17 protein-coding genes are annotated in these 17,551 nt (G+C 71.0%); 5 read left to right on the forward strand and 12 right to left on the reverse strand.

Translation table 11 applies throughout. The annotated features are described in order from the left end of the window. Window positions 1-346: 346 nt before the first annotated feature. From LZP97_RS08790 to acsA, 7 genes are all read right to left on the reverse strand, one after another. On the reverse strand, window positions 347-787 hold the full coding sequence (locus tag LZP97_RS08790; RefSeq protein WP_017682388.1) for a DUF4383 domain-containing protein: 441 nt from the start codon (window positions 785-787) through the stop codon (window positions 347-349). A gap of 173 nt (window positions 788-960) precedes the next feature. Continuing rightward, window positions 961-1,236, reverse strand: coding sequence for an ANTAR domain-containing protein (locus LZP97_RS08795; RefSeq protein ID WP_234575003.1), 276 nt, complete (start codon window positions 1,234-1,236; stop codon window positions 961-963). 558 nt (window positions 1,237-1,794) lie between these two features. Further along, window positions 1,795-2,067, reverse strand: a complete 273-nt coding sequence (locus LZP97_RS08800) for an acyl carrier protein (RefSeq protein ID WP_010595299.1) — start codon at window positions 2,065-2,067, stop codon at window positions 1,795-1,797. Between the two features lie 9 nt (window positions 2,068-2,076). Further along, on the reverse strand, window positions 2,077-3,309 hold the full coding sequence (locus LZP97_RS08805) for a dihydrolipoamide acetyltransferase family protein (RefSeq protein ID WP_048771051.1): 1,233 nt from the start codon (window positions 3,307-3,309) through the stop codon (window positions 2,077-2,079). Between the two features lie 9 nt (window positions 3,310-3,318). Next, window positions 3,319-4,293 (reverse strand): alpha-ketoacid dehydrogenase subunit beta, encoded by a 975-nt coding sequence (locus LZP97_RS08810; protein ID WP_017682176.1) that lies wholly within the window; start codon window positions 4,291-4,293, stop codon window positions 3,319-3,321. Then, window positions 4,290-5,303 carry a pyruvate dehydrogenase (acetyl-transferring) E1 component subunit alpha gene (pdhA, locus tag LZP97_RS08815; RefSeq protein ID WP_048771050.1) on the reverse strand — a complete coding sequence of 338 codons (1,014 nt, stop codon included), beginning with the start codon at window positions 5,301-5,303 and terminating at the stop codon, window positions 4,290-4,292. The genes LZP97_RS08810 and pdhA overlap by 4 nt, the downstream gene beginning before the upstream one ends. Beyond that, the gene (gene acsA / locus LZP97_RS08820) at window positions 5,300-7,129 is read right to left on the reverse strand and encodes an acetate--CoA ligase (protein ID WP_172603627.1); all 1,830 of its coding nucleotides are present in this window, start codon (window positions 7,127-7,129) and stop codon (window positions 5,300-5,302) included. The genes pdhA and acsA overlap by 4 nt, the downstream gene beginning before the upstream one ends. Before the next feature lie 266 nt (window positions 7,130-7,395). Between acsA and LZP97_RS08825 the strand changes: the two genes are divergently transcribed. Continuing rightward, window positions 7,396-7,878: an adenosine-specific kinase gene (locus tag LZP97_RS08825; protein ID WP_010595294.1), complete on the forward strand. Its 483-nt coding sequence runs from the start codon at window positions 7,396-7,398 to the stop codon at window positions 7,876-7,878. A gap of 170 nt (window positions 7,879-8,048) precedes the next feature. Here LZP97_RS08825 and LZP97_RS08830 read toward each other — a convergent pair whose 3' ends face one another. Further along, window positions 8,049-8,699, reverse strand: coding sequence for a uridine kinase (locus LZP97_RS08830; protein ID WP_048771048.1), 651 nt, complete (start codon window positions 8,697-8,699; stop codon window positions 8,049-8,051). A gap of 65 nt (window positions 8,700-8,764) precedes the next feature. Next, window positions 8,765-9,718 carry an NAD(P)-dependent alcohol dehydrogenase gene (locus LZP97_RS08835; RefSeq protein WP_048771047.1) on the reverse strand — a complete coding sequence of 318 codons (954 nt, stop codon included), beginning with the start codon at window positions 9,716-9,718 and terminating at the stop codon, window positions 8,765-8,767. An 80-nt stretch (window positions 9,719-9,798) separates the two neighbouring features. Here LZP97_RS08835 and LZP97_RS08840 point away from each other — a divergent pair, with 80 nt between their 5' ends. After that, window positions 9,799-10,449 (forward strand): TetR/AcrR family transcriptional regulator, encoded by a 651-nt coding sequence (locus LZP97_RS08840; protein ID WP_017682171.1) that lies wholly within the window; start codon window positions 9,799-9,801, stop codon window positions 10,447-10,449. A 60-nt stretch (window positions 10,450-10,509) separates the two neighbouring features. Here the strand turns inward: LZP97_RS08840 and LZP97_RS08845 are convergent, their stop codons facing one another. After that, a complete protein-coding gene (locus LZP97_RS08845) occupies window positions 10,510-11,382 on the reverse strand; it encodes an acyl-CoA thioesterase (RefSeq protein ID WP_040275098.1) in 873 nt (290 codons plus the stop codon). Continuing rightward, window positions 11,379-12,800, reverse strand: coding sequence for a pyruvate kinase (gene pyk / locus LZP97_RS08850; RefSeq protein WP_010595289.1), 1,422 nt, complete (start codon window positions 12,798-12,800; stop codon window positions 11,379-11,381). The genes LZP97_RS08845 and pyk overlap by 4 nt, the downstream gene beginning before the upstream one ends. Before the next feature lie 289 nt (window positions 12,801-13,089). Between pyk and LZP97_RS08855 the strand changes: the two genes are divergently transcribed. After that, a complete protein-coding gene (locus LZP97_RS08855; RefSeq protein WP_040275097.1) occupies window positions 13,090-13,503 on the forward strand; it encodes a MerR family transcriptional regulator in 414 nt (137 codons plus the stop codon). Window positions 13,504-13,571: 68 nt separating this feature from the next. Here LZP97_RS08855 and dps read toward each other — a convergent pair whose 3' ends face one another. Next, window positions 13,572-14,111: a DNA starvation/stationary phase protection protein Dps gene (gene dps, locus LZP97_RS08860; protein WP_010595287.1), complete on the reverse strand. Its 540-nt coding sequence runs from the start codon at window positions 14,109-14,111 to the stop codon at window positions 13,572-13,574. A gap of 406 nt (window positions 14,112-14,517) precedes the next feature. Here dps and LZP97_RS08865 point away from each other — a divergent pair, with 406 nt between their 5' ends. Beyond that, complete coding sequence (locus LZP97_RS08865; RefSeq protein WP_017682168.1) at window positions 14,518-15,960, forward strand: alpha,alpha-trehalose-phosphate synthase (UDP-forming); 1,443 nt, start codon at window positions 14,518-14,520, stop codon at window positions 15,958-15,960. A 92-nt stretch (window positions 15,961-16,052) separates the two neighbouring features. Beyond that, window positions 16,053-17,426: a cytochrome P450 gene (locus LZP97_RS08870; protein WP_234575005.1), complete on the forward strand. Its 1,374-nt coding sequence runs from the start codon at window positions 16,053-16,055 to the stop codon at window positions 17,424-17,426. Window positions 17,427-17,551: the final 125 nt, after the last annotated feature.

Below are 17,551 nucleotides of genomic sequence, written 5' to 3' on the forward strand. Positions count from 1 at the left end.
TTGTGGCCCCCGTTCCGGGTGCGCGACGCCGATTCGGCGGTCGACCACTGCGACGCGACCGACCGCGCGGTCCTCGCCACGAGTTTCGCTGCGGCTCCGGACCGTGCTGCTTCACCTCGGGCACGGCGGGTATCCGACGGTCATGGAAATTCTGGGAATTCTCATTCTGGTCGGAGTGGTCGTCTACGTGGTGGTCCAGCGTCGCCGGAGCGGGCCGCGGAGGTGAACGCCGCTCGGCAGGCGCGCCGCGGTCGAGGCCGATCGCCGCGTGTCCGTCGGCGGGGTGGTGCGAAACGCGGCCGGTCCTCGCCGCGAGCGGCGAGGACCGGCGGTCGAGGGGTGACGGTCAGCGGGTACCGGGCACGGCGCGGTGCGTCGTGGTCCGGCGGGTGAGGAGGTAGCCGAGGGCGATCATGCCCACCCCGAGAACGAAGTGCAGCCAGTCGTCGGCGGAGTTGACCGGCACGAAGTTGGCCGAGCTGTCCTTGTCGATGATCAGGCCGTAGAGCCACAGCACCAGGTAGATGATGCCGCCGCCGATGAGGTAGGACCGGGCGGCACCGACCGTGCGGGCCATCGCGACGCCCGCCACGCCGAAGAGCAGATGCACGATGTTGTGGAGGATCGAGACTTCGAAGATCCCGAGCAGGAGGGCCTCGGACTCGTGTCCGGCGAACGTCATGGTGTCGTAGTTGGTCGTGATTCCGGGAATGAACCCGAGAATGCCGACGAGGAGGAACACCACGCCGACAGCGAGGGCGGCTGTCTGCACCGGTGTCCGGGTCATAGTTCGTCCTGCGTGCTCGGCCATGGCCGGCTCCTTTCGTTCGAACACGTGACCGGAGCCGGATCGGCTGCGGCTGTCGGAGTGATACCTCCGGGCACACCGGCGAAACCTCGCTTTCGGGGTTTTTCCCGAATCGGCGGCGGGCCGCACCTCACCGGGTGGGCCCCGCCCGGTCACGGCCCCGGGCGTGGGGGCCGACCGGTGGGGACGGGCCGGGCGACGAGGCGGGCCGCGATGTCGCGCAGCTTGACGTTCTCGTGCTGCGACTGCCGCACCAGCACGGCGAAGGCCTCCTCGGCGGTCAGTCCGCGAGCGGCCATGACGATCCCGACCGCGCGGTCGATCGTCGGACGCGACCGCAGGGCGCGACCGAGTTGCGCGATCTCCGCCCGGGCGCGGGCACCGCGTCGGGCCTGCCGCAGCGCGGTTTCCACAGCCGTCGTGAACACCTCCACCAGCGTCTCGTCCAGCGAGTCGAATCCGTGGTCGTGCTCGCTGTAGAGGTTGAACGAGCCGGCTGTCTCCTCGTCGATCCGCAGGGGGGGCGGCCAGTGAGCTCGCCGTCCCGAACTGTTCCGCGCGCTCCGCGAATTCCGGCCAGCGTCGCCGCGTCTCCGCGCGGTCCGCGCGGACCACCCGGCCGCTCCGCGCCGCGTCGAGGCACAGCCCTGCACCGGCGAGGAACTGCGCGTGGTCGAGTTCGTAGACCAGCGGATTGCTGCAGACCTCGGTCTCGAGCCGACCGTCCCGTACCACCGTCACCCCTGCGCTCCCGGCGTCGGGCACGATCTTCACGACGTTGTCGACGAGCCGCCGCAGGAGTTCGGGCAGCTCGTCGCCCTCGTCGAGCGAGTCGGACAGCCTCCGCAGCGCCACGGCGATCTCTCCGACTCGCCCACACAGAGGGTTGTTCCCGGCCATGTCCCCGTCCACGACTGCATCCTCGTCGGTCGTTGCACTCCCCAGCATGCACCCGGCCGGGCGGTCGGGGACCCGATCCGGGGGGTTCACTGGCCGAGGCGCTGCGCCAGATAGTCGACGAGACCGTCGAGCGTGCTCAGGTGCGCGTAGTCCGCCTCGGGGATGTCCACTCCGAGCGACGATCGCAGGCCGATCAGCACGTTCAGCCAGTCCATCGAGTCGAGGTCGACCTGTTGGCGCAGCGGCCGGTCCCCCGCCAGTTCGAGATCCTCGATCTCGGGGGCGACGTCGGCGATCGCGGCGACGACGGCGGCGCGGAGGTCGGCGGGTTCGCCGGTAGCGGTCTCGTCGGTGGTCACGATCTCACCTCACAGTCGTTCGGGGTGCTGGAGCAGTTCGGCGATCTCGGTCAGGAACAGGGCGCCGCGCCGGCCGTCGCTGACCCGATGGTCGGCGGCCAGGGTCGCGGTGACCGCCGATACGGGCCGCACGGTGTCGCCGTCGACCCACGGGCGCCGTGTCGGCTTGCCGAAACCGACCAGCGCGACCTGCGGCGGGTAGATCACCCCGTACACCGACTCCACGCTCTCCTCCCCGAGGTTGGTCACGGTGACGGTGGGGTCGGACATCTCCGAGCTGCGCAACGATCCGGCCCGGGCGCGCTTGACGAGGTCGGCGAGAGCCGCCATGAGTTCGGGCAGGGCGAGGTCGGCGACGTCGTGGATCGCCGGGGCGATCAGCCCACCCTGGCGCAGGGAGACCGCCACCCCCACGTGTGTGGCCGGGGCCGGGTGGAACTCGTCGTCGGTCCAGAATCCGCTCATCTCCGGACAGCGCCGGGTGGCCAGCGCGACCGCCTTGATCAGCAGCGCCGCAAGCAGGACGCGCTCGGTGACCGGCCGTTGCGCGTTGTAGTCGGTGAGCCAGTCGAGGGCGCGTGTGAGCGGAATCTGCTCCGAGAGGTAGTAGTGCGGGATCTCCCGCTTGGACCGTCCCATCGCGGATGCGATGGCGCGGCGCATCTCGGCGGCCTTGTCGACGGGGGTCTTCGCCGGAGCCGCGGCGGGCGGGGGCGCCGGGGCGGCGGATGCGACCGCGGTACGGGCGGCCGCCGCCCGATCGACGTCCTCGATCGTCACCGACTGCCAGGGCCCGGTGCCGGTCACGGTGTCGAGGTCGACGCCCAGCGCCCGGGCCTGCCGGCGGGCGGCCGGCGAGATCCGCCGCCGCGCGGCCGGCGCGGGCCCGGTGGCGGGGGCCGCACCGGCGGGCGCGGGAACGGGGGCCGCCACAGCCGGTGCGGGGACGGGTGTCGCAGCCGGGGCCTCGGACGCCGGGATCCCGTCGACGGGCGGAGCGTCCTCCCCGGGTTCGAGCATCGTGGCCATCGCCGCGCCGACCGGCAGGGTCACGCCCGGCTGCGCGAGCAGCCGGTGGACGACCCCGTCCCGCCAGATCTCGACCTCGACCTCCGCCTTCGCGGTGTCCACCGAGGCGATCACCTGGCCCCGCTCGACCGTGTCACCGGGTGCGACGCGCCATTCGGTCAGGGTGCCCTCGTCCATGTCGGCGCCGAGGGACGGCAGGGTGAACTCGAACACGTCGCCTCCTCAGTTCTCGCCCGTCAACGCCAGCACGGCGGCGACGATCTTCTCCGGTTGCGGGATCGCCGCCTGTTCCAGGTGCCGGGCGTAGGGCACCGGCACCTCTTCGCTGCACACCCGGGCCACGGGCGCGTCCAGGTCGTAGAACGCCTCCTCGACGATCCGGGTGGTCACTTCGGCGGCGAGGCCGACGCTGCGCCAGCCTTCGTCGACGACCACCACCCGATGGGTGCGGCGGACGGAGTCCACGACGGTGGCGGTGTCGAGCGGACGCAGCACCCGCAGGTCGACGACCTCGGCCTCGATGCCGCTGCCCGCGAGCGTTTCCGCGGCGGCGAGGGCCTTGCCGACGGTGCCGCCGTAGGCGACGAGGGTCACGTCGCCGCCGGGCCGGAGCACCCGCGCGCGGTCGATGTCGACCGGTTCGTCGGGGTCGACGTCGGCGGTGGTGTTGTAGAGCAGGGCGTGCTCGAACACGACGACCGGGTCCGGATCCGCCAGGGCGGGGGCGAGCATTCCGCGGGCGTCCTGCACGGTTGCCGGGGCCAGGACCCGGATGCCGGGGATGTGTGCGTACCACGCCTCGAGGCTGTGCGAGTGCTGCGCGGCCAGTTGCCGTCCGGCCCCGGTGGCCATGCGGATCACGATCGGCACGGAGAACTGGCCGCCCGACATGTGGCGCAGCGCGGCGGCGGTGTTCACGATCTGATCGAGGGCGAGCAGGCTGAAGTTGACGGTCATGATCTCGACGACGGGCCGCATCCCGCCGAGGGCCGCCCCGATGCCCGCGCCGACGAACCCCAGTTCCGACAGTGGGGTGTCCCGGATGCGTTCGGGTCCGAACTCGTCGAGCAGGCCCTTGGTCACGGCGTACGTGCCGCCGTACCGCCCGATGTCCTCCCCCATCAGGAACACTCGCGGGTCGGTGCTGAGCGCGTCGTGCAGGGCGGCGCGCAGGGCTTCGCGATAGCTGAGTTTCACGGCGCCTCCCCGGCCGGTGTGGTCACATCGCGCAGGAGGTCGGACTCCGGCTCCCAGGTGCCGGCCTCGGCGAAGGCGACGGCGGCGTCGACCTCGGCCGTGGCCTGCGCGTCGAGGTGCAGGAACTGTTCCTCGGTCAGCAGATTCAGCGCCTTCAGCCGCGCCGAGAACGTGTGGATGGGGCCGCGTTCCTTCCAGCGTTCGACCTCGGCCTTGTCCCGGTAGAGTTCGGGATCGAACATCGAATGGGCGCGGAATCGGTAGGTCTGGAACTCGACGAACATCGGTCCGCCGGTACTGCGGACGTGGGAGACCCCGGCCCGGGCCGTCTCGTGGACGGCGAGCACGTCCATCCCGTCCGTCCGGAGGGTGGGGACACCGAACGCGGCGGCCTTGGCGCACAGGTCGGTCTGCGATTCGGACCGGGCCAGGGCGGTGCCCATGGCGTACAGGTTGTTCTCGCAGCAGAACAGGACCGGCAGCTGCCACAGGGCCGCGAGGTTGAGCGCTTCGTGGAACGCGCCCTCGGCCATCGCTCCCTCGCCGAAGAAGCAGGCGGTGACCCTCGGGGCCGACTGCATCTTGTCGGCCAGCGCCAGGCCCACCGCCAGCGGCAGGCCGCCACCGACGATCGCGTTGCCGCCGTAGAAGCGGGTGGCGGCGTCGAACAGGTGCATCGAACCGCCGCGACCGCGGGAGCAGCCTTCCTGCTTGCCGAACATCTCGGCCATGATCGCGTTCATGGACAACCCGTGGATGAGGGCGTGCCCGTGTTCACGGTAGGTACCGACGACGGTGTCGCCGCGATCGAGTGCGTGCAGGGCCCCGACTGCCACGGCCTCCTCCCCCACGTACAGGTGCAGGAATCCGCGGATCTTGCCGGCGCCGTAGAGTTCGGCGGCCTTCTCCTCCATCCGCCGGATGCGCAGCATGTCGGCCAGCAGCCCGAGCGCGAACTCGCGGTCGTAGGGGAATCCGGCGGCGTGAGCGCCGATCCGGTCGCTGGTCATCCGGCCACCTCCGGGGTCTCGAGCGTCGAGGTGTCGCCTTCGGCGAGGCCGAGTTCGCGGGCTTTGAGCAACCGGCGCAGCGTCTTGCCGCTGCGGGTGTGCGGCAGCGAGTCGACGAAGGTGAGTTCCTTCGGGGCGACGGCCGCACCGAGCTTGACGCGGGCATGCCCGATCAGCTTGCGGCGCAACGCGTCGTCCGGTGCCACGCCGCGTTCGAGGACGACGAACGCCTTGACCTTCTCGCCGAGGATGTCGTCGGGCACACCGATCACGGCGGCTTCGAGGACGGCCGGGTGCTCGGCGAGCGCGCTCTCGACCTCGAACGGTCCGATGAGATGCCCGGCGGATTTGATGACGTCGTCGGCGCGGCCGACGAACCAGAAGTATCCGTCGGCGTCGCGGCGCGCGAGGTCCCCGGTGAGGTACAGATCGTCGGCGAAGCACTTGCGGTACCGCTGGTCCTGGTTCAGATAGCCGCGGAACATCGAGGGCCAGCCGGCCCGCAGCGCCAGTTCCCCTTCGGTGTCGGGCTCGGTGACCTCGTGCACGGTGCCGTCCTCGTCGCGGCGGACGATCCGGGCGTCGACCCCGGGCAGCGGACGGCCCATAGAGCCGGGCTTGATGTCGAACGCCGGTGTATTGGCGATCATGATGCCGCCGGTCTCGGTCTGCCACCAGTTGTCGTGGATGGGGAGTCCCAGCACCTCGGTACCCCACCACACGGCGTCCGGGGCCAGCGGCTCGCCGACACTGGCGACGAACCGCAGGTTCGGGAACCGGTAGCGCCTCGCGACCTCGGGTCCGGCGCGCATGAGCATCCGGACGGCGGTGGGGGCGGTGTACCAGACGCTGATCTGCTGGTCCTGCAGGATCCGGTACCACCGTTCGGCGTCGAACTCCGCCTCGTCGACGATCGAGGTGACGCCGTGCAGCAGCGGCGCGACGATGCCGTACGACGTGCCCGTCACCCACCCCGGATCGGCGGTACACCAGTAGATGTCGTCGGGGTGCAGGTCGAGGGCGTACCGGCCGGTGGCGTAGTGCGTCACGACGGCCCCGTGCACGTGCAGCGCCCCCTTCGGGGTGCCGGTGGTGCCGCTCGTGAAGTGCAGCAACGACGGGTCGTCGGCGGTCGTGGGGGTGAGGTCGGCGGCCGGTTCGGCGGCCTCGAGCAGTGCCCTCAGGTCGAGCGTGCCCGGCACGTCGGTGGGGGCGCCGCCGTCGCCGACGAGCAGCACGTGTTCGAGGGTCGGCACCCGGTCGCGCACCGCGGCGACGCGCCGGTGGTACAGCGCCTCCGTGGTCACCAAGACCTGCGCGGAGCCGAGTTCGAGGCGGGTGACCAGCGGTTCGGGACCGAAGGCCGAGAACAGCGGGGTGACGACCGTGCCGTTGCGCAGGGCGCCGAGGACAGCGATGTACAGCTCGGGGATCCGGTCGGCGAACACGAACAGCCGGTCGCCCTTGCCGATCCCGAGGTCGCGCAGGACGCGGGTGAAGCGGCGGACCCGGTCGGCGAGGTCGTGGTACGACAACTCCGTGACCTCGATGCGGCCGGTTGCGTCCCCCGGTGCGAGGAACCGGAGCGCCGGCCGGTCCCGCAGCGGGCCGTCGGCGTGCCGGTCGACCGCCGACCAGGCGATGTTGCATCCGCCGCCCGGCGGGCCCGGCATCTGCGCCGCCACCTGCTCCCACGTGAATCGAGCGCAGGTGGTCTCGTAGTCCGACAGGTTCGGCGGAACCCGCAGTTCGCCGGCCGTCTTGCGGATCACCGCGTCGCTGCTCGTCGTCACGGCCGCTCCCTCCGTTCGCGTCGAGCCGATCATGCGCCGCCCCGGACGACCGGCATAGGGGCATTGGTCCTCACGCCCCGCATCGTGGGCGTGCGGTGCCGGCGGTCGACCCGCCCGGGTCCGAGGGAAAAAGTCCTCCGGACGGTCGGATCGGGATGCTCCGTGCCGGAACGCCCGCCGAAGGTTCGGCGGTAGAGCTTCCGTTCGGCGCCGACTGCGGGATCGTTGCCCCGAGGGGCGCGGCCGGGCAGACTGACTGGCGACGTCTGTCGGTCCGCAGGGCATCCGAGGAGGCGATCGTGGAGTTGCACATCGTGGCGATCGACAAGCCCGACGACATGAACGTCGTCGTCGGGCAGGCCCACTTCGTCAAGACCGTCGAGGATCTGCACGAAGCACTGGCCGGGGTGAGTCCTCACCTGCGGTTCGGCGTGGCGTTCTGCGAGGCGTCCGGGCCTCGCCTCGTGCGCTTCTCCGGCAACGACGACCGGCTCGTCGAGTTGGCCCGGCGCAACGCCCTGGCGGTGGGCGCGGGTCACTCGTTCTTCGTGTTCGTCGAGGACGGGTACCCGGTGAACTTCCTGAACACGTTGAAGCAGGTACCGGAGGTCTGCGGCATCTTCTGCGCCACGGCCAACCCGGTCGAGATCATCGTCGCCGAGACCGATCTCGGTCGGGGCATCGCCGGGGTGATCGACGGAAACCCGCCCGTGGGCGTGGAGACGAGCGCCGATGTCGCCGACCGCAAGGCCCTGCTGCGGACGATCGGCTACAAGCTCTGACGGCGGGGACAAGGGCCGCGGCGCGCGGAGGGTCCGTTCGTCGCCGGCCCGGGCTCGACCAGGCGGCACGTGTGTGCGGTCTTCCGGCTGTCCGGCCTCCGGGCCCGCCCGGTCACGGGTTCATCGCCCCCGCCCGGTCACGGGTTCATCGCCCCCGCCCGGTCACGGGTTCATCGCCCCCGCCCGGCTCGCCGGTCCCCGCCGACCGCACCGGCAGCGTGCATCGCCGGCCGGTCCGGGTGGTCGTACCGCACGACGATGTCGGCGTCGGCGGCCGTCGCGGCGTCGTGCCCGAGCAGTGGCGGGATCGTCCAGCGGTCCTCGGCGGGCGTCAGCCGATCCAACGCGGCCTGCGACATCGCGAGGTGCACCGTGACGTCGAAGCCCAGTCCCCGACCGAGCAGCATGGGCCCGGCGATCGTCAGCACCTGACCGTCGGGAGCGTCGATCCGCCGCGCGCGTGCCGACCGGTCCTCCACCTCGTCCCACAGTTTCGGCAGCCACCGTCCGTTCTCCCGCAGGCCCCGGACCACTTCGCGGTCGAGCGCCCCGAAGTCGAACCAGTTCGCGCGGTAGCTCTCCTGGTCGGTGCGCCCGTGCTCGAACCGGAGCGAGGCCGGGCGCACGAAGTCGTGCAGCGACAGCACGGCCGCCGGCCGCCCCTCGACGCGCAGGCGGGCGGCCACCTGCTCGGCCAGATCCAGCGGTGCGGCCGCGTCGGCGGCGGAGATCGCGACACACACCCGTCCGTGGTGCCCGGCGGCGCGCTCGGCGATGGCGTCGGCAAGGACGGCCGGGCTGATGGGGGTGAACATCGTCATCAGCCCAGTTTCCGGCATCGCAGCGCCGCCGGCTCGGCAGAATCCTCGGCTTCGAAGCGGTGCGGTCACCCCGCCGGTCGGACGACGAGGTTGCCGACCTTGTGGCCGGAGTCCACTCGCGCGTGGGCCGAGACGATCTGCTCGAGTCCCCCGATGTCGTCGGTGACGGTGACGAGCCGGCCGGCGGCCGACAACTCCAGGAGGAACTCGAAGTCCTCGGTTCGCTCGGGCGCAGCGCCCGCCTTGACATCGGCACCGGGGCGCAGCGTCTCCCACAGGTTCGCCACCGCAAGCAGCAGAACGCCCCCGTCGGTCAGGAGCGTCCGGCCGGACGAGGGGGTGAGGTTGCCGACGGTGTCGAGTACGACGTCGAACCGGTCTGTCAGGTCGGACACCGGGGTGACCGTGTAGTCGACGACCGTGTCGGCGCCGAGTCCGGCGACGAGGCCGACGTTGGGCGTGCTGGTGACGGCCGTGACGGTGGCGCCGAAATGCTTGGCCAGCTGGACGGCGCTGGTTCCGACCGCACCCGACGCCCCGTTCACGAGCACCGAACCGCTGCGTCCCGCCGCGGCCTTGTCCCGCAGGAAGTGCAGCGCGGTGCTCCCGCCGAACAGCAGCGCCGCTGCATCGGTGTGACTGACCGCTGCCGGTTTGCGGACCACCCGCTCCGCCGCGACCGTGACGTACTCCGCGTGCGTCCCCATCGCGAGTCCGGTCATGCCGCACACCTCGTCGCCGCGGGAGTACCCGCCGACCTTCGCCCCGACCGACTCGACGACACCGGAGAAGGTGCTGCCCAGGATTTTTCGCCGGGGCCGGAACACACCGAACATCAGTCGGGCGAACGGTCCGTACCCGCTCGGGAAGCGAGCCGCGCGGATCCGCGAGTCCGCGGCCGTCACGGCCGCGGCGGCGACGCGGACAAGGATTTCCGCGTCCCCGGGGGTCGGGGTGGGCACCTCTGCGACGCGGACGACGTGCGGTGGCCCGTACCTGTCGACAACTGCAGCCTTCACAAGCCCTCCCTTACACATGTAAGTCTTGTCTGGCGACATTAGGCTTACGGCCGTAAGTCCGCAAGGGTCGCGAGGGAGACATGAACGAACGGCCGGCTCTGAGCCGCATCGGGATCATCGAAGCCGCGGTTCGCGTAGCCGACCGCGGCGGCCTCACCGCGGTGAGCATGCGTAACGTCGGGAAGGAGCTGGGTGTGGAGGCGATGTCGCTCTACCATCACATCGCCAACAAGGCCGAGCTGCTCGATGGGCTCGCGGATTGGATCTTCGCGGGAATCGTGCTGCCCGGACCGGGCGAACCGTGGCGGCAGGCGATGTTCCACCGGGCGACCTCGGCCCGGAACGTGCTCGCCCGGCATCCCTGGGCGCTCACCTTGATCGAGTCCCGCCGTTCGCCGGGTCCGTCGCTCCTGAGGCACCACGATGCCGTGCTCGGTTGCCTGCGCACGAACGGCTTCCCGGTGGCCCTGGCGTCCCACGCCTTCTCGGTCGTCGACGCATATGTGTACGGCTTCGTGCTCACCGAACTGAAACTGCCCTTTGCGGCGGCGGACGGCGCCGAGGAGTTCGCCTCGGAGCTCGACGTGCCGGCCGACACCTACCCTTACCTGGCCGAGCTGATCGGCGAACTGGTGATCGGGAAGGACTACTCGTTCGCGGACGAGTTCGGCTACGGACTGGGGCTGATCCTCGACGAGCTCGAGAACCGCCGCAGCCGGGTGGAGCACTGAGGGGCGCCCGGCGGGGACGAGGAACTGCGCAGGCGGCGGCGCGGAACGCGGTCGCCCGCGTCAGCCGCGGCGCGGGAAGTGGCGGATCAGCCCCTCCTGCACGACCGTGGCCACGAGTTCCCCCTCGAGGGTGAAGTAGCGGCCCGTCGCGAGCCCGCGCGAGCCCGCCGCGACCGGGGACTCGGTGGCGTACAACGTCCATTCGTCGAACCGGACCGGCCGGTGGAACCACATGGAGTGGTTGACGGTCGCGGCGACGATGCGGTCCAGCCCCCAGGACAACCCGTGGGTGGTGAGGATCGAATCGAGCACGGTGGTGTCGGAGCTGTAGGCCAGGGTGGCGGCGTGCAGGAGCGCGTCCTCGGGCAACGCGCCGTCGGCGCGCATCCACACCCGGTTGTGCGAGAGCCGTTCCCCGGTGCCCTTGAGGATCCACGCGGGGTCGTTGGCATAGCGCATGTCGATCGGTTTGAGGGCATTGACGAAGTGCGGCAGATGATCCTCGAAACCGGACAGGTGGTCCCCGAGCGGCGGCAGCACGTCCGGGTAGGGCACCTCCGGAACGCTCACCGCATGCTCGAGTCCCTTACCCCACCGCTGGAAGGCGACGAGCATGACGAACAGCTCCTGGCCGTTCTGGGACGCGGTGACCATGCGGTTCGCGAAGTCCCGGCCGTCGCGGTGCCGGGCCACCCGATACTCGATCGGCACCTTGACGTCGCCACCGCGGATGAAGTGAGCGTTGAGCGCGTGCACCGGCCGGTCGCCGACGGTGCGGCCGGCCGCGATCAGTGCCTGGGCGACGAGCTGGCCCCCGAAGGTACGGCTGCCCACCTGGGCCGGGTGCTCTCCGCGGTAGCGGTCCTCGTCGATCTGCGCGAGATCGAGCAGATCGACGAGGACCTCGAGATCGGTCGCGGTGCGACGGCTCAATGGGTGTCCTTCTCGCCGAGCCGGTGCACGTGGATCAGGTTGGTCGAGCCGGAGCGGCCGGGCGGGGACCCGGCCACGATGACGACGAGGTCGCCGCGCTGGTATCGGCCGAGGGAGAGCAGCGCCGCATCGACCTGCTGCACCATCACGTCGGTGGTGTCGACCGGTTCGACGGAGAACGTCTCGGTGCCCCAGGTCAGCGCCAGCTGGCTGCGGATGTGCGGCACCGGGGTGAACGCCAGCAGCGGCAGCCGGGTGTGCAGTCGCGCCAGGCGCCGTACCGTGTCGCCGGACTGGGTGAACGCCACCAGCGCCTTGGCTTCGAGCCGTTCGCCGATGTCCCGTGCCGCGTAGGAGATCACCCCGCGCTTGGTGCGTGGCACGTGGGTCAGCGCCGGCACCCGGGTGGGATCGGATTCCACGGCCGCGATGATGCGGGCCATCGTCCGCACCGTCTCGACCGGGTACTTGCCGACGGACGTCTCGCCGGAGAGCATCACCGCGTCCGCGCCGTCGAGCACCGCGTTGGCGACGTCGGAGGCCTCGGCGCGGGTCGGCCGGGAGTTCTCGATCATCGACTCGAGCATCTGGGTGGCCACGATGACGGGCTTGGCGTTCTCGCGGGCGATCTGGATCGCCCGCTTCTGCACCAGGGGCACCTCCTCGAGCGGCATCTCGACGCCGAGGTCACCACGGGCGACCATCACCGCATCGAACGCCAGCACGACCGCCTCGAGATTCTCGATGGCCTCGGGCTTCTCGAGCTTGGCGATCACCGGCACCCGGTGCCCGACCCGGTCCATCACCTCGTGCACGAGCTCGATGTCGGCCGGGGAACGCACGAACGACAGCGCGACGAAGTCCACGCCGAGCCGCATGGCGAACTCGAGGTCCTCGATGTCCTTCTCCGACAGCGCCGGCACCGAGATGTTCATCCCCGGCAGGGACACGCCCTTGTTGTTGCTGACCGGTCCCCCCTCGGTCACGCGGCAGACCACGTCCGGACCCTCGACGTGCTCGACGACCAGGCCGACCTTGCCGTCGTCGACGAGCAGGCGATCCCCCGGGCGCGCGTCGTCGGCGAGTTGCTCGTAGGTGGTCGAGACCCGGTCGTGCGTGCCCTCGACGTCGTCGACGGTGATCCGGACGATCTCACCGGTCTTCCACACCGTCGGGCCCTCGGCGAACCGGCCGAGGCGGATCTTCGGGCCCTGTAGGTCGGCGAGGATGCCGACGGCATGCCCGCTGGTATCGGAGGCCTCCCGCACGCGGCGGTAGTGAGCCTCGTGGTCGGCGTGGGTGCCGTGGCTGAAGTTGAGGCGGGCCACGTCCATCCCGGCGTCGACGAGTTCCCTCAGGACCTCGGGGTCTGCCGTGGCCGGGCCCATTGTGCAAACGATCTTGGTGCGTCGGGTCACGCGGTCGAGCCTAGTACCCCCGCGGCGACGGCGGAGCACGGCGGGCGATCCGCAGCCGGCGGGCCGGAGCAACGCCACGGAGACGGCGGTGGGCGACGAGCGGGCCGGGCGATAAAATCTGTGTCACGTGAAAGAGATAATCGCACCGAGACGGCTCGCGACGGACGATCGACGTCCCCGCCGCCCCACCTGCAACTGTCTCCGGTACTGCAGGTTTCCTGTGGTGATCGGGTAGATTCCGGTCCACCGGAGACCGTGGCAGCGAGGACACCGAACGAGGGAACCTGGAATGGAGAAGACGAGGAAGGAGCCGGTGCCGCACCCCCGCCGCGGTGTCTACGGCATCTCGGTGGCATCCGAGCTGTCCGGGGTCGACCCGCAGTCCATGCGGCTGTACGAGCGTCGCGGACTGCTCAGCCCGGCGCGCACCCGGGGCGGCACCCGCCGCTACAGCGACGACGACGTGGCGCGCCTGCGACGCATCAGCGAGCTCCTGTCCGAGGGCATCAATCTGGCCGGCATCGCCCAGATCTTCCGGCTCGAGTCGCACCACGCCGAACTGGCATCCCACAACGCGCGCCTCGAATCGCACAACGCGCGCCTCGAATCGGACAACGCCCGCCTCGAGGACGCCAACGCGCGCCTCGAGTCGGACAACGCGCGCCTGCGGGCGGCCACCGACGACAGCGCAGCGACCTCGTAACAGACGCACCGGTCGCCCGCCGGCGACCGGTGCGTAGTCGAGCAACCGGCAACCCGGCCGCCGCCCGCTCAGCGGGCTTCGTTCGCGGCCTGCTGCTCGGTGCGTGCGCCCTCGTGCGTCAGGGTCCCGGAGGCGTTCTCGAGATGGGCCCGGACGAACCACTGGAACTTCTCGAGATCCCGCGTCTGCCCGATGAGCAGATCCTCGGTGATCGGATCGATCTCCCCGACCTCCGAGATCGCCTTGCGGCAGTCCCCGATCACGCCGTCGTACACCAGATCGAGCGCGGCGAGATGCGCCTGGGCGGTGTCCCGCCCGACCGAGTAGTCGTCCCACGAACGGTCCTTCTCGATCGCGCCCGCGGTTCCCTTCGGCGACGAACCGAGGGCCGCGATGCGCTCGGCGACGTCGTCGGCGAATCCCCGGACCGCTTCGACCTGCGGGTCGATCATCTCGTGCACGCCGATGAAGTTCGGTCCCACGACGTTCCAGTGCACGTGCTTGAGGGTGAGGTGCAGGTCGTTGTAGGCGCTGAGGCGATTCTGCAGCACTTCGGCCACCCGGACCCCCTCGCTGTCGCTCAGGCCGGGGACGGTGAACTTCGCCATCTTCGATTCCTCCTACAGGCTCGTGTGTAGTACCTCCGCGGGCCGGCTCGCCGGCCCGCCGGTCGGCACGTGGGTGCCGGGTAACCCACAGTCGGGCTACCCCGTTCCCCGGGTGCCGAAACCGCCGGGCGACCGGCGCATGCACGTCGCCGCGCGCGGGACCGCGTCCGCTCGCGGGCACGCCGACCCGATCGGAGTGCACGCAGCGTTTGACAAAACTTCTGTTCTGCGAGACAGATTATCTATCGAGTGCGAGCGGAGGCGGGACGACGCGGGATCTCGGGCGCCTCGAAGCGCCTCCCCGCTCCGCCGCGAGTGATAGACAAAAACTACTTGTCATAAGTACGAGTTCGACGGCACTCGCCGGAGCGACCGGCCCCGGTGTCGAGCAAGGAGGCGCGACGCGATGACCGCAGCGGACCTGGTGGTGGTGGCCAATCGGCTCCCGGTCGACTACGACCCTTCGGCCGACGACGGACGAGGCGGGTGGCGCCGCAGCCCGGGGGGACTCGTCACCGCCCTGGAACCGGTGCTGCGCGCCGCCGACGGCGCATGGGTGGGCTGGCCCGGCGCCGCCGACGTCGCGTTCGAGCCTTTCACCGAGGACGGCATCACGATGCACCCCGTCTCGCTCACCGAAGGCGAGGTGGCCGACTACTACGAGGGCTTCTCCAACGCGACACTGTGGCCGCTGTACCACGACGCGATCGTCGCACCCGTCTACGACCGGACGTGGTGGCGGACCTACGTCGCGGTCAACCGCCGCTTCGCGGCGGCGGCGGCCGAGGCGGCCGCCCCGGGCGCCACCGTGTGGGTGCACGACTACCAGCTGCAGCTGGTGCCGAAGATGCTGCGCGAGTTGCGGCCCGACCTGAGGATCGGATTCTTCCTGCACATTCCCTTCCCGCCTACGGAGCTGTTCCTCCAGCTGCCGTGGCGCACCGCCGTCGTGGAGGGCCTGCTCGGCGCCGACCTGGTGGGGTTCCACCTGCCCGGCGGCGCCCGCAACTTCCTGTTCCTGGCGCAGCGCCTGCTCGGGCTGCACACCAACGCGCACTCCGACCTGGACTCGTGTGTGGGCAGCGTCGACGTCGGTGACCGGCGCGTGCAGGTCGGCGCCTTCCCCATCTCGATCGACTCGGCCCATTTCGCCGAACGCGTGCAGTCCCCGCACATCCGTGAGCGGGCCGCGCAGGTCCGCGAGGAACTCGGCAACCCCGAGACCCTTCTGCTCGGCGTGGACCGCCTCGACTACACCAAGGGCATCGACATCCGGCTCGAGGCGCTGCACGAGCTGCTCGACGAGGGCACCCTCGACCCCGAGAAGGTCGCCATGGTGCAGCTGGCCACCCCGAGCCGCGAGCGCGTGTCCGCCTACGCGCAGCTGCGCGAGGACATCGAACGCAAGGTGGGTCACCTCAACGGCGAGTACGGACAGCTGGGCCGGCCGGTGGTGCACTATCTGCACCGGCCCGTGGACCGGGACGAGCTCATGGCCCTGTACAGCGCCGCGGACGTCATGCTCGTCACGCCTCTGCGCGACGGCATGAACCTGGTCGCCAAGGAGTACATCGCGTGCCGGGCCGACGGCACGGGAGCCCTCGTCCTGAGTGAATTCACCGGGGCGGCAAGCGAATTACGCCGCGCCCACCTGGTCAATCCACACGACCTCGACGCCGTCAAACGCGCCATCGTCGTCGCCGCCACCGAGGATCCGGCCACCGCGGCCCGCCGGATGCAGTCGCTGCGCACCCAGGTGCTCCATCACGACGTCGACCGGTGGGCCAACGCCTTTCTCACGGACCTGCGCGCCAGCGGCACCGGTCCCACCGCGGCGGCGAGCGCCTGAATCGGGCTCGGTGCGGCCGGATCACGTTTAGCGATCCGGCCGGGTGGCGATTCCTCCCGTGACCGTGACCCTGCGTCGGGAGGAGACCGCCGATGACCGGCCCCGTAGTTCAGAGCCCCTCCCCGCCTCGTGCCCGGCGGGCCTCTGCGGCCGACACCGCCCGGTTCGCCGCCGAGGTCGGCCTGCCGTTCGTCGCCGCGGGCGCCATCGCACGCCGTCGCAGGGTGATGGGTCTGCTCGAGCGGACACAGGCCGACGCGCGCATCGTCGGCACCGTCGCGCGCCTGCGCGACCGCTACGGGGACGCTCCCCTCACCCTCGCCCTGCCCGGGCGGACCCTCGCGGTGGTGCTCTCCCCCCAAGACGTCGATGCCGTGCTGCGCGCCGACGCCGGGTCCTACACCGCCGCGACGGTCGAGAAGCGCGCTGCCCTCGGTCCGTTCCAGCCGCACGGCGTGCTCGTCTCGCGCACCCCGCTGCGGGAGAGGCGCCGTGCCGTCAACGAGGCGGCGCTCGACACCGATCGGGACCTGCACCGGCTCGCCACACCGATGCTGCACACCATCGAGGAGGAGGCGAACGGGCTGCTGCGCCGCGCCCGTGCGGAGGGCGGCCTCAGCGCCGCCGAGTTCACCCGGTGCTGGTGGCGACTGGTGCGCAGGCTCGTCCTCGGCGATGCGGCGCGCGACGACGACACCCTCACCGATCAGCTGTGGCGGTTGCGGTCCGACGGCAACTGGGCCTACGCCCATCCGGTGCGCCATCGGCTGCGCGACCGGTTCACCGAGCGGCTGCACGGTTACGTCGAGCGGGCTCCCGCCGGAACCCTCGCCGGCGCGCTCGGAGAGATCGCCGAACCGGCCGCGGTCGATCCGCAGGGGCAGATTCCGCACTGGCTGTTCGCCTTCGACGCCGCAGGCATGGTCACCGCTCGCACCCTCGCAGTACTCGCCACCCATCCCGAACAACGGGCGCGGGCCCGCAGCGACATCGCCGCCGCCGGCCTCGGGAGCCCCGCACCGCTCGAATACCTGCGTGGGTGCGTCCTCGACACGACGCGGCTGTGGCCGACCACCCCTGCGATCCTGCGGGATTCGACGGCCGACACGACGTGGGGCGACGAGCGCGGCAGCTACCCGATCCCGTCCGGGACCGGGTTCGTCGTGCTGGCGCCGGCCTTCCACCGCGATCGCGAGACGCTGCCGTTCGCGGACCGGTTCGCGCCGGAGATCTGGCTCGACGGCCGGGCGGACCGGTATCCCGCGCTCGTGCCGTTCAGTGTCGGCCCGGCCGGGTGCCCGGGTCGCAATCTCGTCCTGTTCGTCACGAGTACCCTGCTCGCGCACCTGCTCGCCGGCGCCGAATTCACGCTGACCTCCCGGCTGACGCCGGATCCGGCACGACCGCTGCCGGCCACCCTGAACAACTTCGGACTGCAGTTCGCCGTCCGCTCACCGGCGGGGTGACGCCGCGGATCGACGTCCAGGACCCATCGACGTCCAGGACCTCCGGCTTCGGGGTTGCCTCGACCCGGGAAGCCGGAACCCGCGACGGGTGTGCGCACCGGCAACGGGGCGGTGCGGCTCGGCCG

This window comes from Rhodococcus sp. DMF-1, assembly GCF_021441945.1.
GTDB lineage: Bacteria > Actinomycetota > Actinomycetes > Mycobacteriales > Mycobacteriaceae > Rhodococcus > Rhodococcus ruber.

What these genes read in the sequence shown, in the direction of transcription:
- LZP97_RS08790 (WP_017682388.1), bottom strand. Translation starts at nt 787, where the DNA reads ATGACCCGGACACCGGTGCAGACAGCCGCCCTCGCTGTCGGCGTGGTG.
- pdhA (WP_048771050.1), bottom strand. Translation starts at nt 5,303, where the DNA reads ATGACCAGCGACCGGATCGGCGCTCACGCCGCCGGATTCCCCTACGAC.
- acsA (WP_172603627.1), bottom strand. Translation starts at nt 7,129, where the DNA reads ATGATCGGCTCGACGCGAACGGAGGGAGCGGCCGTGACGACGAGCAGC.
- LZP97_RS08830 (WP_048771048.1), bottom strand. Translation starts at nt 8,699, where the DNA reads ATGACGATGTTCACCCCCATCAGCCCGGCCGTCCTTGCCGACGCCATC.
- LZP97_RS08840 (WP_017682171.1), top strand. Translation starts at nt 9,799, where the DNA reads ATGAACGAACGGCCGGCTCTGAGCCGCATCGGGATCATCGAAGCCGCG.
- LZP97_RS08855 (WP_040275097.1), top strand. Translation starts at nt 13,090, where the DNA reads ATGGAGAAGACGAGGAAGGAGCCGGTGCCGCACCCCCGCCGCGGTGTC.
- dps (WP_010595287.1), bottom strand. Translation starts at nt 14,111, where the DNA reads ATGGCGAAGTTCACCGTCCCCGGCCTGAGCGACAGCGAGGGGGTCCGG.
- LZP97_RS08865 (WP_017682168.1), top strand. Translation starts at nt 14,518, where the DNA reads ATGACCGCAGCGGACCTGGTGGTGGTGGCCAATCGGCTCCCGGTCGAC.
- LZP97_RS08870 (WP_234575005.1), top strand. Translation starts at nt 16,053, where the DNA reads ATGACCGGCCCCGTAGTTCAGAGCCCCTCCCCGCCTCGTGCCCGGCGG.